The organism is Pseudomonas sp. E1BtOHC1 (assembly GCF_058744285.1).
Genome location: NZ_CP196023.1, coordinates 5,130,360 through 5,142,958, shown reverse-complemented (window position 1 = coordinate 5,142,958; position 12,599 = coordinate 5,130,360). Strand labels below are relative to the sequence as shown.

Genomic DNA, 12,599 nt, shown 5'->3' with positions numbered 1-12,599 from the left:
CCCCGGCGTCACCAGGACGCGGGGCAGGCGGTGCAACGGTGGGGCTGGGTCAGAGCGGGCGGGTGTAGATCTCGCGGCCGGCGAACCAGGTCTGCAGTACCTGGGTTTCATGCAGGGCCTTTTCGTCCACGGTAAACACATCGCGGTCGAGAACGATGAAGTCGGCCTGCTTGCCGGCCGTCAGCGAACCGATCTGCTGTTCCAGGCCCAGGGTGCGCGCGGCATTCAGGGTGTAGGCGTAGAACAGGGTTTCGCGGTCCAGGCGTTCGTCGGCGTTGAGCACCCCCAGGGGCCCCTGGCGGGTGATGGCCTGAGCCATGGCGTTCCACGGGTTGGGCGACGACACCGGCCAGTCGCTGGCGCCGGCGATGGTCGCGCCCTGTTTGAGCAGCGAGTGCGCCGGGTACTGGTAGCGGAATGCCAGGGCGCTGACGTAGGGCTTGATCATGTCCAGGGTGTAGTCGTCGGCCGAGGCCCAGAGCAGTTGCATCGAGGCAATCACGTTGAGCGGCTTGAAGCGGGCGAATTCCTTGGGGTTGACCATCTGCAGGTGGGTGATGGAGTGGCTGATGCCGCTCTGGCGATCCTGGCGCGCCTGTTGGATGCCGTTCAGCGATTCACGCACCGCGCGGTCGCCGATGGCGTGGATGTGCACCAGCCAGCCGCGCTGGTCGATGGCGCTGACCAGTTCGCCAAAATGCGCCGGGTCGATCAGCAGCTCGCCGGGTTTGTGCGAGTTGCTGTAGGGCTCGAGCATCGCCGCGCTCTGGGCCGGGTATTCGATCACCCCGTCGGCGAAGATCTTGATGCCCGGCAGGGTCAGGTTGGGGATGCCCTGAAACTGCTGGCGCACCTTGTCCAGGGTGTCGAGGTCGGCGGGGCGGCTGCGGGGGTTGGCCACCAGCAGCGCGGCGACGTGGGCGGTCATCCCGCCGCTCTCGGCTAGGGCCTTGTAGGCCGGCAGGACGCCGACGGTGTGTTCGGTGGGCTTGAGGGCGAACACCGCCTCGCCGGGGGCGGCGTTGGCGGCCGGGTCCATCCAGGCGGTGATCCCCAGGCTGTTGTTGTAGTGCAGGGCCGATTGTGCGGCGCGCAGCATCTGGGCGGGTCCAGGTACTGGCATTTTCGCGGCCACCCGGTCCCAGCCGGCGTCCACCAGGAAACCGTTGGGGCGGCCGTCAGGCAGTTGGCCGATGGTGTTGCGCTCGGCCTCGGGCAGGCTTTTGAGCAGGGCGGCGTCGATCCCGGCGCGCTTGAGCATGACGTCATTGGCCCAGGCGGTATGGTGATCGCTGCCGGTGAATACCACCGCCACCCCGGCCCATTCACCCTGGTTGAAACGCTGGCCCAGGGCCTCGGCCTGGGCCCAGTAGGCCGAGCTCATGCCGGCGATGTTGAGCACGTCGGCATGCCGGGCGCTGCCGTCGTCACGCCAGGCGCGCAGGCGTTTCTCCAGTTCGTCGAGGCTGACCACCTCGTCCTGCAGGTTGGCGCCGGTCATTTCCAGGCCGCCGAAGATCGCGTGAGAGTGAGTGTCGATCAGGCCCGGCATCAGGGTCTTGCCGCCCAGGTCGACGACCCGGGTGTGGCTGTCGATCAGCGCCTTGATCTGCGGGTCGCTGCCGGTTTGCAGGATCTTGCCATTTTCCACCGCCAGGGCCTGGACCTTGGGCTGGGCGCGGTCGGCGGTGAAGATCTGGCCGTTGAGCAGCACCAGGTCGGCTGCCGCCACGGCTTCCAACGAGGCAAAACTCATGGCGGCCAGTAACAGCGTGGGGGTCAATCTTTTCATTGAACATTTCCTTGTTATTGCGTCTGATCGCCAGATTAGGGGCTGTCCATAGCGGGCAGAACGGCTGCTTCACGAAAAACATTTTTGCCTGGATGGAAAAACCATGGACAAGTTGAATGCCTTGAAGATGTTCGTGGTCACTGCCCAGCTGGGCAGTTTCAGCCGGGCCGCCGAGCAGTTGGGCAAGACCCCGTCGGCCCTGACCAAGGCGGTCAATCACCTGGAGGCCGAATTGGGCTCGCGGTTGTTCGAGCGTAGTACCCGGCGCATCGTGCTGACCGAAATCGGCCGGCTTTATCTGGAAACTGCACGCCAGGTGCTGCAGCGGCTGGAAGAGGTGGGCGAGGAGGTGGAGCAGTTGCAGCATGGCCTGCGCGGCAACCTCAAGGTCACCGCGCCGCTGGCTTACGGCCAGGCGTTTCTGGATCAGGTGTGTGACGGTTTTCTTGAGCAGTACCCGCAGATCAATCTGCAAGTGGACCTGTGCGACGAGTTCGTCAACCTGCTGGAAAGCGGCTACGACCTGGCCCTGCGCGAAGGCCATGACGACCTGCCGGGGCTGATTGCCCGGGTGGTCGGGCGCAACCGTCTGGCCCTGTGCGCCAGCCCGGCCTACCTGGCGCGCAAGGGGCGGCCGGTGACCCCGCAGACCCTCGAAGAACATGAATGGCTGCTGTATCGCCACCCCTTGCTCAGCCGCGAGTTCTGGTGGGTCGAGCGCGACGGGCAGCGCCTGAGCCTGCCCCAGCCCCAGGCACCACGCCTGCGCAGTGACAATTACGACCTGCTGCTGGCCAATGCCCTGGCCGGGCGCGGCCTGCTGCACACCCCGTTGTGGAGCGCCGCGCCGTACCTGGCAGACGGGCGCCTGGTGCGGGTGATGGCCGACTACGAGATCGACCCGGACAGCTTCGGGCCGCACATCCTCGCGGTCTACCCCAGCCATCGGCGGGCGACCGCCAAGGTGCAGGCGTTCATCGACTATGTCGGCGGCTTTCTGGCCAGCCGTGGCCTGGACTGATTGGCGGTTCTTGTCAGATAAATCCGAGAGGAGTACAAATGTACTCCATGACGACTTTATCTCCCCGCCGCAGTGCCATCCTGACCTTTATCCGCGAGCGCATCGCCGATCACGGTCAGCCCCCAAGCCTCGCTGAAATCAGCGAGGCGTTCGGTTTCGCCTCGCGCAGCGTGGCACGCAAGCATGTGCTGGCGTTGACCGAGGCCGGGTTCATCGAGGTCAACCCGCATCAGGCCCGGGGCATTCGCCTGCTCAACCAGCCACGGCGCCCCGAGCTGCTGGAAATTCCGGTGCTGGGGCGGGTGGCCGCCGGTGCACCTATCGGCGTCGATGCTGAAGTCCACGGCCAGTTGCTGCTGGATCCGGGGATGTTCTCTCGTACTCCGGATTACCTGCTGCGGGTCCAGGGCGATTCGATGATCGATGACGGCATTCTCGACGGCGACCTGGTGGCGGTGCGCCGCAGCAGTGAGGTGCGCAACGGTCAGACCGTGATCGCCCGGCTGGACGGTGAGGTCACCATCAAGCGTTTCGAGCGCAAGGGGCAGGGCATTCGCCTGTTGCCGCGCAATCCGGCCTATCAGCCGATCGAGGTCACGGCCGACCACGAACTGTTTATCGAAGGCGTGTTCTGCGGTCTGGTGAGGCAAGGCTGATGGGCGCCGTGGTCGCACTGGATTCCCTGTTCAATGCCGGACGGGTGTGGAAAGGCCGCCCGGCCGCCGCGCCGGTCAGTCTGCACCCCACGGGGCATGCTGCTCTGGATGCGGTGCTGCCCAGTGGCGGCTGGCCGGAGGCGGCGCTGACGGAAATCCTCATCGCCGCCCAGGGCCTGGGCGAGTTGCAGTTGTTGTGGCCCAGCCTGGCGCGCTTGACCGCAGCAGGGGAGCGCATTGTGCTGGTGGCGCCACCCTTCGTGCCCTATCCCCAGGCCTGGCAGAACGCCGGGGTGGATGTGCGCCAGCTGTCGCTCATCCAGGCCGGGGAGCGCGATGCCCTGTGGGCCGCCGAGCAGTGCCTGCGTTCCGGCAGTTGCGGCGCGGTGCTGTGCTGGCCGCAGCAGGCCGACGACCGTGCCCTGCGCCGTTTGCAGGTGGCGGCGGAAAGCGGCCAGACCCTGGCCTTTGCCTATCGGCCCCTGGACGCCGCGCACAACCCGTCGCCGGCGGCCCTGCGGATTGCCGTGCAGGGTCGTCCCCCGCAGTTGCGAGTGCTCAAGTGCCGGGGCGGGCTGGCCCATCCGGCGCCGATTGCCCTGTATTCCGGGCACTGAGGTTGGCATGCGCTGGGTCTGTATCCTGTTCCCGCAACTGGCGCTGGACGCGGTGTTGCGTCAGCGCGCCGAACCCGAGGCGCCCCTGGCGCTGCTCAGTGGCACCCCACAACGCCGGGTGATCCAGGCGGTGAATGGCGCCGCCCGGGAGCTGGGCCTGCGCCCCGGGCAATCCCTGACCGCCGCCCAGGCCCTGACCAAGGCCTTTGCCAGCGCCGAATACGACCCGCAGCAGATCGAGCACTGGCAGCAGTTTCTTGCCGCCTGGGCCTACGGTTTCAGCTCCCAGGTCAGCGTGGCCTACCCCCGTACCCTGGTGTTCGAGATCGAGTCCAGCCTGGGCCTGTTCGGCCCCTGGCCGCAGTTGGAAGCGCGCCTGCGCCGGGAGTTGCAGGCTCTGGGTTTTCGTCATCGCATCGTGGCCGCGCCGAACCCGGCGGCGGCCCGGGTCCTGGCCAATGCCTATGACGGCTTGGCGGTGGCCGATCGGCAGGCCCTGGCCCAGGCTCTGGGAGCGATGCCCATCGAGCGCCTGGGCCTGGCCCCGGAGCAGGCCACGGCCCTGTCGCGCATGGGGGTGCGCAGCTTCGAGCAACTGCGGGATCTGCCCCGGCCCAGCCTGGCCCGGCGTTTTGACGGCCGCTTGCTCAAGCACCTGGATACCTTGCTCGGCGAGCGTCCGCTGGGGCTGGCGTTCTATCAGCCGCCGGATCGCTTCGACCTGCGCATCGAGCTGAATTTCGATGTGCTGTCCCATCAGGCGCTGCTGTTCCCCCTGCGCCGGCTGACCGCCGATCTGGCGGCCTTCCTCTGTGGCCGTGACAGCGGGGTGCAGCGTTTCGCCCTGCACCTGGAGCATGCCGACGGCGCCGACACCTTGATTCCGGTGGGGCTGCTCAGTGCCGAGCGCGACCCGGCGATGCTGTTTGAACTGGCCCGCGGGCGCCTGGAGCAGATCCAGGTGCCGGCGCCGGTGCGCAACCTGCGGCTGGTGGCCGAGGACTTGCCGCTGTTCGTGCCCCAGCACAGCGAACTGTTCGACGAGCGCCCGCAGCAGAACCTGCCCTGGGAGCAGTTGCGCGAACGCCTGCGGGCGCGCCTGGGGGATGACGCGGTGCAAGGCCTGGGGCACCGCGCCGATCACCGACCGGAGCGCAGCTGGCAGCCCCAGACCGATCCGCGACCCTGTCCGGCCAGCCCCGGGTTGCGCCGCCCCGGCTGGCTGTTCACCGAACCCCAGGTTCTGGGCGAGGGCTCGGTGCGGGTTCTCATGGGCCCGGAGCGCATCGAGTCCGGCTGGTGGGACGGTGCCGATGTGCGCCGCGACTACTACCTGATCGAAACCCCCGCCGGCCAGCAGGGTTGGGCCTATCGCCAGGTCGGCGAGCCCGGGCCCTTGCTGCTGCAAGGCTGGTTCGCATGAGCGGTTACGCCGAGCTGCACTGCCTGTCCAACTTCAGTTTCCAGCGTGGAGCTTCCAGTGCCCAGGAGCTGTTCCAGCGCGCCAAGTCCCTGGGCTACCAGGCCCTGGCGATCACCGACGAATGCACCCTGGCGGGAATTGTCCGGGCCTGGCAGGCCTCTCGGGAGGCGCAACTCAAGCTGATCGTCGGCAGCGAAATGCAGGTCGAGGACGGCCCGCGCCTGGTGCTGCTGGTGGAGGACCTGCCGGGTTACCAGGGCTTGTGCCGACTGATCACCCGGGCCCGGCGCCGGGCCGAGAAGGGCAACTATCGCCTGTTGCGGGAAGACTTTGCCGAACCGCTGCCGGGGCTGCTGGCCCTGTGGCTGGCGGACGATGGCCAGGCGGCGGACCACGGCCCCTGGCTGCGCCAGGTATTTCCCCAGCGCCTGTGGCTGGCGCTGGAGCTGCATTGCGGCCAGGACGATGCCCGGCGCCTGCAGGCGCTGCTGGCCCTGGCCGCTCAATCGGGGCTGCCGGCCGTGGCCTGTGGCGATGTGCATATGCATGTGCGCGGGCGCCGGGCGCTGCAGGACACCATGACCGCGATCCGCCATCACCTGCCGGTGGCCGAGGCCGGGCAGCGGCTGTTCGCCAATGGCGAGCGCCACCTGCGGCCCGTCGAAGTGCTGCAAGGTCTGTACCCCAAAGCCCTGCTCGATGAGTCACTGAAGATTGCCGGGCGTTGTGCTTTCGACCTCGGCCAACTGCGTTATCAATACCCCCGGGAACTGGTGCCCGAGGGGCACGACGCCGGCTCCTGGCTGCGGGTGCTGACCCAGCGCGGCATTCTGCGCCGCTGGCCGGCCGGGGCTCGGGCCGAGGTGCTGAAGCAGATCGACAAGGAGCTGGAGCTGATTGGCGACCTGGGCTACGAGAGTTATTTCCTCACCGTGCACGACATCGTCGACTTCGCCCGGCGCCAGCGCATCCTGTGCCAGGGTCGGGGTTCGGCGGCCAACTCGGTGGTGTGTTTCGTCCTCGGCATCACCGAGATCGACCCGGACCGCTCGACCCTGCTGTTCGAGCGCTTCCTGTCCCGGGAGCGCAACGAGCCGCCGGACATCGATGTCGATTTCGAGCACGAGCGCCGGGAAGAGGTGCTGCAGTACGTGTTCCAGCGCTATGGCCGACATCGCGCGGCGCTGACCGCTGTGGTCAGCACCTACCACGGCGCCGGGGCGGTGCGCGATGTGGCCAAGGCCCTGGGCCTGCCGCCGGATCAGGTCAATGCCCTGGCCGACTGCTGCGGCCATTGGAGCGATACGCCGCCCAGTGTCGAGCGCCTGCAGGAGGCCGGGTTCGACCCCGAGAGCCCGGTGCTGCGCCGGGTCCTGAGCCTGACCGGGCAATTGATCGGCTTTCCCCGGCACCTGTCCCAGCATCCCGGCGGCTTCGTGATTTCCGAGCAGCCCCTGGACAGCCTGGTGCCGGTGGAGAACGCGACGATGGCTGAGCGCACGGTGATCCAGTGGGACAAGGACGACCTGGACATGGTCGGCCTGCTCAAGGTGGACATCCTGGCCTTGGGCATGCTCAGCGCCATCCGCCGTTGCTTCGACCTGATCCACGGCTACCGTGGCCAGCGCTACAGCCTTACCAGCATTCCGCCTGAAGACCCCGCCACCTACGCGATGATCAGTCGTGCCGACACCATTGGCGTGTTCCAGATCGAGTCCCGGGCGCAGATGTCGATGCTGCCCCGGCTCAAACCGCAGAACTTCTACGACCTGGTGATCGAGGTGGCCATCGTCCGGCCCGGGCCGATCCAGGGCGGCATGGTGCATCCCTACCTGCGTCGGCGTAACCGTGAAGAGCCGGAGACTTATCCGTCGCCGAAGTTGGAAGCGGTGCTCAAGCGTACTCTGGGAGTGCCGCTGTTTCAGGAGCAGGTGATGCAGATCGCCATTGTCGCCGCCGACTACACCCCGGGGGAGGCCGATCAGTTGCGCCGCTCCATGGCCGCCTGGAAGCGCCACGGCGGCCTGGAACCGCACCGTGAACGGCTGCGCAAAGGCATGCGCAAGAACGGCTACAGCGACGAGTTCGCGGCGCAGATCTTCGAGCAGATCAAGGGCTTTGGCAGCTACGGCTTTCCCGAATCCCATGCCGCCAGTTTTGCCTTGCTGACCTACGCCAGTTGCTGGCTCAAGTGCCACGAACCGGCGGCCTTCGCCTGCGCCCTGATCAACAGCTGGCCCATGGGCTTCTACAGTCCGGACCAGATCCTCCAGGACGCCCGGCGCCATGGTTTGCAGATTCTGGCGGTGGACGTGGGGGCCAGTGATTGGGACTGCAGCCTGGAGCCGATCCCCAGCCACCCCGGACGCGCTGAAAACCTCATGTCCGGGCAGCCGGCTCTGCGCCTGGGGCTGCGCATGATCAAGGGCTTTCGCCAGGAGGATGGCCAACGTATCGAGAGCGCCCGGCAGCAACGGGCCTTTGCCGATGTCGCCGACCTGGGCCAGCGTGCCCGGCTTGATCTGCGTGCCCAGGAGTTGCTGGCGGATGCCGGGGCCTTGCGCGGCCTGGCGGGGGATCGCTATCGGGCGCGTTGGGAAGTAGCGGGGGTGGAGAAGCAGCTAGGGCTGTTCGCCGAGCTGCCACGCCAGGAGGAGATCCCGGTGAACCTGCCCCGGCCCAGCGTCGGTGAGGACCTGCAGGCCGATTACCACAGCCTTGGTACCACTTTGGGGCCGCATCCTTTGGCGCTGTTGCGCCCACAGCTCAAGGCCCAGCGTTGCCGCAGCTCGCGGGAACTGCTGGAGGTGGAGCACGGGCGCTCGGTGAGCGTGGCCGGGCTGGTCACCGGGCGCCAGCGCCCGGGCACTGCCAGCGGGGTGACCTTCGTCACCCTCGAAGACGAGTTCGGCAACGTCAACGTGGTGGTCTGGCGCGACCTGGCCGAACGCCAGCGTCGGGTACTGGTGGGGTCGCAGTTGCTCCGGGTCGACGGCACCCTGGAAGCAGAAGGTGAAGTGCGTCACCTGATTGCCGGGCGCCTGAGTGACCTGAGTCCGTTGCTGGACGGCATCAGCGTGCGCAGTCGGGATTTTCGTTGAGGGATCAGGCACTTGTCTGAAGTGCTTGGGTGCACTGAGGAATCAAGCAGTCAATGAAATGGCGCCAAGGTTTTTTATTCCTTTTCGGCCTGATGGCGCTTTGGCATAATCGCCGCCGATGATGCCCCCCGCATCAAGTTTCAGAACGCCCTGCCGACGATTTCGAGCCCGCACAGACTGGGGTTCGCAGAAGTACGGCAGGGCGAAAGTGCACCTAGACAGTGCCTCTAAATGGATACTCAAAAAGGAACATAGAGTGAGATTGATCTCGAAGTTGATGTTGTCCGGCGCAGCGCTGGCGGTGCTGGCGGGCATGAGCGGTTGTGCCACCGAAAGCTCCCGGGCCTTGCCGGTGGAGAAAGTCCAGAGCGCCAGCCAGGTGTGGACCGGCGCTCGGGTGCCGATGGCGGTGGGCAAGTTCGATAACCGTTCCAGCTACATGCGCGGGATCTTCTCCGATGGCGTCGACCGCCTCGGCGGCCAGGCCAAGACCATCCTCATCACCCACTTGCAGCAGACCAACCGTTTCAACGTGCTGGACCGCGACAACATGGGCGAGATCCAGCAGGAAGCGGCGATCAAGGGCCAGGCGCAGAAGCTCAAGGGCGCGGACTTTGTGGTGACCGGTGACGTCACCGAGTTCGGCCGCAAGGAAACCGGCGACCACCAGCTGTTCGGCATTCTCGGCCGTGGCAAGACCCAGGTGGCCTACGCCAAGGTGGCGTTGAACATCGTCAATATCAGCACTTCCGAAGTGGTGTATTCGACCCAGGGCGCTGGCGAGTATGCCCTGTCCAACCGTGAAGTGATCGGCTTTGGCGGCACCGCTTCCTACGATTCGACCCTCAACGGCAAGGTGCTGGACCTGGCCATGCGCGAGGCGGTCAACCGCATGGTCGAGGCCATCGACGCCGGTGCCTGGAAACCCGGCCACTGATCAACACTGCTGACAGGGAGACGTAAGCATGTTCAAGACAATCACCGCGCGGCCACTGCTGGCCGGCGCTCTGCTGTGCAGCGTTTTGCTGGCCGGTTGCAGTGGGCCCAAGACGCTATACCAGTGGGAAACCTACCAGGCCCAGACCTACGAGTACTTCAAGGGCGAGGAAGCCAGGGAAGCCCAGGTCGAGGCGCTGGAGCGCGACCTGCAGAAGATCAAGTCCACCGGCAAGGCCGTGCCACCGGGCTACCACGCCCACCTGGGCATGCTCTATGCAGACCTGGGCAAGGATGACCAGATGGTGCAGCAGTTCAACACCGAGAAGGCGCTGTTCCCCGAGTCGGCGCGCTACATGGACTTTCTGCTCAAGAGCGCCAAGAAGGGAGCTGCCCAATGAGCCTTAATACCCTGCGCAACCTGCTGGGCCTGCTCAGTGTCAGTTTGCTGGTGGGCTGCGCCGCGCCCAAGACCGTGGACTACTCGGCCTACAAGCAGGCCCGGCCGAAGTCGATCCTGGTGCTGCCGCCGCTCAATGAGTCGCCGGACGTCAAGGCCACCTACAGCATGCTGTCCCAGGTGACCTTTCCCCTGGCCGAAGCCGGTTACTACGTGATGCCGATTGCGCTGGTGGATGAAACCTTCCGTCACAACGGCCTGACCAACCCGGCGGACATCCACGGCCTGTCGCCGGCCAAGCTCAACGAGATCTTCGGCGCCGACGCCGGGCTGTACATCACGGTCAAGGAATACGGCACCAGCTACATGCTGATCAGCAGCGAGACCGTGGTCACTGCCAGTGCCACCCTGGTGGACCTGAAGACCGGCACCACCCTGTGGACCGGCAGCGCCCGTGCTTCCAGCGAGGAAGGCAACAACGGCAACAACGGCGGCCTGGTGGGCATGCTGATCACCGCTGCGGTGAAGCAGATCATCAACACTTCCACCGACGCCGGGCACCCGATCGCCGGCATCACCAGCCAGCGCCTGCTGTCGGCCGGGCAACGCACCGGTCTGCTGTACGGTCCGCGCTCGCCGAAATACGGCACCGACTGAGGTCCTCGCGGGCGGGCAATCCGCCCTTTGCCAGGGAGGCGCTTGCCGGCGTCCTCCTGGACTTGCCGGGATCGCCTATCCTGAGTGTTCAGTGCTGTTGAACCGGGCGTGTCCAGGTTTTCCGGTCCAGGGCTGAAAACCGTGAAACCATCCGCCCGGGCCGTGCTCAAAGGCTCTGGAGGCTGTGCGCAACCTCTTGAAAACCCATGCTGTATCACGTTTTTCGTAGAGTCCGTTCATGCCGTTCTTATCAGATCATCACGGGTGCCAGGGGTGGAAAGGCGAGATGGCCGAGCGCATCCGCGCCTTCGACTGGTCCGTCACCAGCCTGGGCTCATTGCAGCACTGGAGCCATAGCCTGCGCAGCACGGTGCAGCTGATGCTCGGCTCGCCGGTGCCGATGGTGATGCTCTGGGGCCCGCTGGGCTACATGATCTACAACGATGCCTACGCGGTGTTCGCTGGCGGTCGCCACCCTTATCTGCTGGGCTGCGCGGTGGAGCTGGGCTGGCCGGAAGTGGCCGAGTTCAATCGTGGCGTGATGAACACCTGCCTCAGTGGCGGCACCTTGTCCTACCGCAACAAGGAACTGGTGCTGCTGCGCAACGGCGAACCGGAAAACGTCTGGCTGGACCTCTACTACAGCCCGGTGGCCGGTGATGACCAGGCGCCGGCCGGGGTCATTGCCATCGTCGTGGAAACCACCGCCCATGTGATATCCGAGCAGCGCCGGCAGGCCGCCGAGGATGACCTGCGGCAGATGACCCGCAACCTCGAGCAGCGGGTGCTGGAGGAGGTCAATGCGCGCCTGAGCGCCGAGGAGCAGTTGCGTCAATCACAGAAGCTCGAAGCCATTGGCGGCCTCACCGGTGGCGTGGCCCATGACTTCAATAACCTGCTGCAAGTGATTTCCGGCAACCTGCACCTGCTGGCCCGCCATGAGCCGGACAACGCCAATGTGCAGCGCCGTACCGGAGCCGCGCTGGCGGCGGTGGAGCGCGGCGCCAAGCTGTCGACCCAACTGCTGGCCTTTGCCCGGCGCCAGCCGTTGTCGCCGGCGATCTACAATCCGCGCCATCTGTACGAGGGGCTGGGTGAATTGCTGCAGCGAGCCCTGGGCGAAACCATTGCTATCAAGGTGCAATTGCCCGACCAGCCCTGGTGCATCCATGTGGACCGCAATCAGTTGGAAAACGCCGTGCTCAACCTGGCGATCAATGCCCGGGACGCCATGGGCGGCGAGGGCACCATCAGCATCAGCGCCGAGAATCTGCTGCTGGACCGCAGCTTCTGTGCCGGCAAGGACCTCAAGCCCGGCGAGTACCTGCGCCTGACCGTGGCCGACAGCGGCAGCGGTATGTCCCCTGAAGTGCTCAAGCAGGCTTTCGAGCCGTTTTTCACCACCAAGTCCGATGGGCACGGCACCGGCCTGGGCCTGAGCATGGTGTTCGGTTTCGTCAAGCAGAGCGGCGGCCATATCGACATCCTCAGCCGTCCGGGGCAGGGCACCCGGGTGCAGATGTATTTCGCCCGCAGTGCCGCTCAGGAGGCCCAGCCAACATCGGCCTGCCCGGCGCGTGAGCCAGGAGGGCAGGAGCGCATCCTGGTGGTGGAGGACAACGCCGATGTGCGCAGTGCGGCGGTGGAAATGCTCAAGCACGAGGGCTATTGGGTGCGTACCGCGGCCAATGGCGATGCCGCCATGCACTTGCTGATGGCAGGGCTCAAGGTCGACCTGATTTTCACCGACGTGGTGATGCCCGGCCTGATCAAGAGCACCGACCTGGCCATCTGGGCCAGGACCCAGGCACCGCCCATCGCGGTGCTGTTCACCTCGGGGCACACCCGGGACATGATCTCGCGCAATTATCAGCTCAGCCCGGATACTCATCTGTTGAGCAAGCCTTACGGGCCCGAGGACCTGAGCGCCATGGTGCGGTCCTTGCTGGGGGCCTGAAGCACCTTCGCCTACCCGCTGCCGGGCTTGCCCCGGCAC

10 protein-coding genes are annotated in these 12,599 nt (G+C 66.1%); 9 read left to right on the top strand and 1 reads right to left on the bottom strand.

The genetic code is table 11. The features are described from left to right. Positions 1 to 49: 49 nt before the first annotated feature. On the bottom strand, positions 50 to 1,792 hold the full coding sequence (locus tag ACSSVC_RS22965; protein ID WP_492611434.1) for an amidohydrolase: 1,743 nt from the start codon (positions 1,790 to 1,792) through the stop codon (positions 50 to 52). 103 nt (positions 1,793 to 1,895) lie between these two features. On the opposite strand from ACSSVC_RS22965, the gene ACSSVC_RS22960 reads away from it, so the two are divergent. The 9 genes from ACSSVC_RS22960 to ACSSVC_RS22920 all read left to right on the top strand — a co-directional run bounded on the left by ACSSVC_RS22960 (position 1,896) and on the right by ACSSVC_RS22920 (position 12,560). After that, the gene (locus ACSSVC_RS22960; protein WP_404937229.1) at positions 1,896 to 2,813 is read left to right on the top strand and encodes a LysR family transcriptional regulator; all 918 of its coding nucleotides are present in this window, start codon (positions 1,896 to 1,898) and stop codon (positions 2,811 to 2,813) included. Positions 2,814 to 2,851: 38 nt separating this feature from the next. After that, positions 2,852 to 3,469 (top strand): transcriptional repressor LexA, encoded by a 618-nt coding sequence (gene lexA, locus ACSSVC_RS22955; RefSeq protein ID WP_404937228.1) that lies wholly within the window; start codon positions 2,852 to 2,854, stop codon positions 3,467 to 3,469. Then, positions 3,469 to 4,086, top strand: coding sequence for a translesion DNA synthesis-associated protein ImuA (gene imuA, locus ACSSVC_RS22950; RefSeq protein WP_404937227.1), 618 nt, complete (start codon positions 3,469 to 3,471; stop codon positions 4,084 to 4,086). Before lexA ends, imuA begins: the two co-directional genes overlap by 1 nt. 7 nt (positions 4,087 to 4,093) lie before the next feature. Beyond that, positions 4,094 to 5,509, top strand: a complete 1,416-nt coding sequence (locus ACSSVC_RS22945; protein WP_492611433.1) for a Y-family DNA polymerase — start codon at positions 4,094 to 4,096, stop codon at positions 5,507 to 5,509. Next, positions 5,506 to 8,610: an error-prone DNA polymerase gene (locus ACSSVC_RS22940; RefSeq protein ID WP_492611432.1), complete on the top strand. Its 3,105-nt coding sequence runs from the start codon at positions 5,506 to 5,508 to the stop codon at positions 8,608 to 8,610. Before ACSSVC_RS22945 ends, ACSSVC_RS22940 begins: the two co-directional genes overlap by 4 nt. Positions 8,611 to 8,887: 277 nt before the next feature. Continuing rightward, positions 8,888 to 9,547 carry a CsgG/HfaB family protein gene (locus ACSSVC_RS22935; protein ID WP_346635379.1) on the top strand — a complete coding sequence of 220 codons (660 nt, stop codon included), beginning with the start codon at positions 8,888 to 8,890 and terminating at the stop codon, positions 9,545 to 9,547. A 28-nt stretch (positions 9,548 to 9,575) separates the two neighbouring features. Beyond that, complete coding sequence (locus tag ACSSVC_RS22930) at positions 9,576 to 9,947, top strand: DUF4810 domain-containing protein (protein WP_402887303.1); 372 nt, start codon at positions 9,576 to 9,578, stop codon at positions 9,945 to 9,947. Then, positions 9,944 to 10,603 carry a DUF799 domain-containing protein gene (locus ACSSVC_RS22925; protein WP_346635290.1) on the top strand — a complete coding sequence of 220 codons (660 nt, stop codon included), beginning with the start codon at positions 9,944 to 9,946 and terminating at the stop codon, positions 10,601 to 10,603. The genes ACSSVC_RS22930 and ACSSVC_RS22925 overlap by 4 nt, the downstream gene beginning before the upstream one ends. A gap of 238 nt (positions 10,604 to 10,841) precedes the next feature. Next, the gene (locus ACSSVC_RS22920; RefSeq protein WP_446439669.1) at positions 10,842 to 12,560 is read left to right on the top strand and encodes an ATP-binding protein; all 1,719 of its coding nucleotides are present in this window, start codon (positions 10,842 to 10,844) and stop codon (positions 12,558 to 12,560) included. Positions 12,561 to 12,599: the final 39 nt, after the last annotated feature.

Coding starts and splice junctions, on each gene's coding strand:
- ACSSVC_RS22960 (WP_404937229.1), top strand. CDS start 1,896: ATGGACAAGTTGAATGCCTTGAAGATGTTCGTGGTCACTGCCCAGCTG.
- ACSSVC_RS22925 (WP_346635290.1), top strand. CDS start 9,944: ATGAGCCTTAATACCCTGCGCAACCTGCTGGGCCTGCTCAGTGTCAGT.
- ACSSVC_RS22935 (WP_346635379.1), top strand. CDS start 8,888: ATGTTGTCCGGCGCAGCGCTGGCGGTGCTGGCGGGCATGAGCGGTTGT.
- ACSSVC_RS22940 (WP_492611432.1), top strand. CDS start 5,506: ATGAGCGGTTACGCCGAGCTGCACTGCCTGTCCAACTTCAGTTTCCAG.
- imuA (WP_404937227.1), top strand. CDS start 3,469: ATGGGCGCCGTGGTCGCACTGGATTCCCTGTTCAATGCCGGACGGGTG.
- ACSSVC_RS22930 (WP_402887303.1), top strand. CDS start 9,576: ATGTTCAAGACAATCACCGCGCGGCCACTGCTGGCCGGCGCTCTGCTG.
- lexA (WP_404937228.1), top strand. CDS start 2,852: ATGTACTCCATGACGACTTTATCTCCCCGCCGCAGTGCCATCCTGACC.
- ACSSVC_RS22965 (WP_492611434.1), bottom strand. CDS start 1,792: ATGAAAAGATTGACCCCCACGCTGTTACTGGCCGCCATGAGTTTTGCC.
- ACSSVC_RS22945 (WP_492611433.1), top strand. CDS start 4,094: ATGCGCTGGGTCTGTATCCTGTTCCCGCAACTGGCGCTGGACGCGGTG.
- ACSSVC_RS22920 (WP_446439669.1), top strand. CDS start 10,842: ATGCCGTTCTTATCAGATCATCACGGGTGCCAGGGGTGGAAAGGCGAG.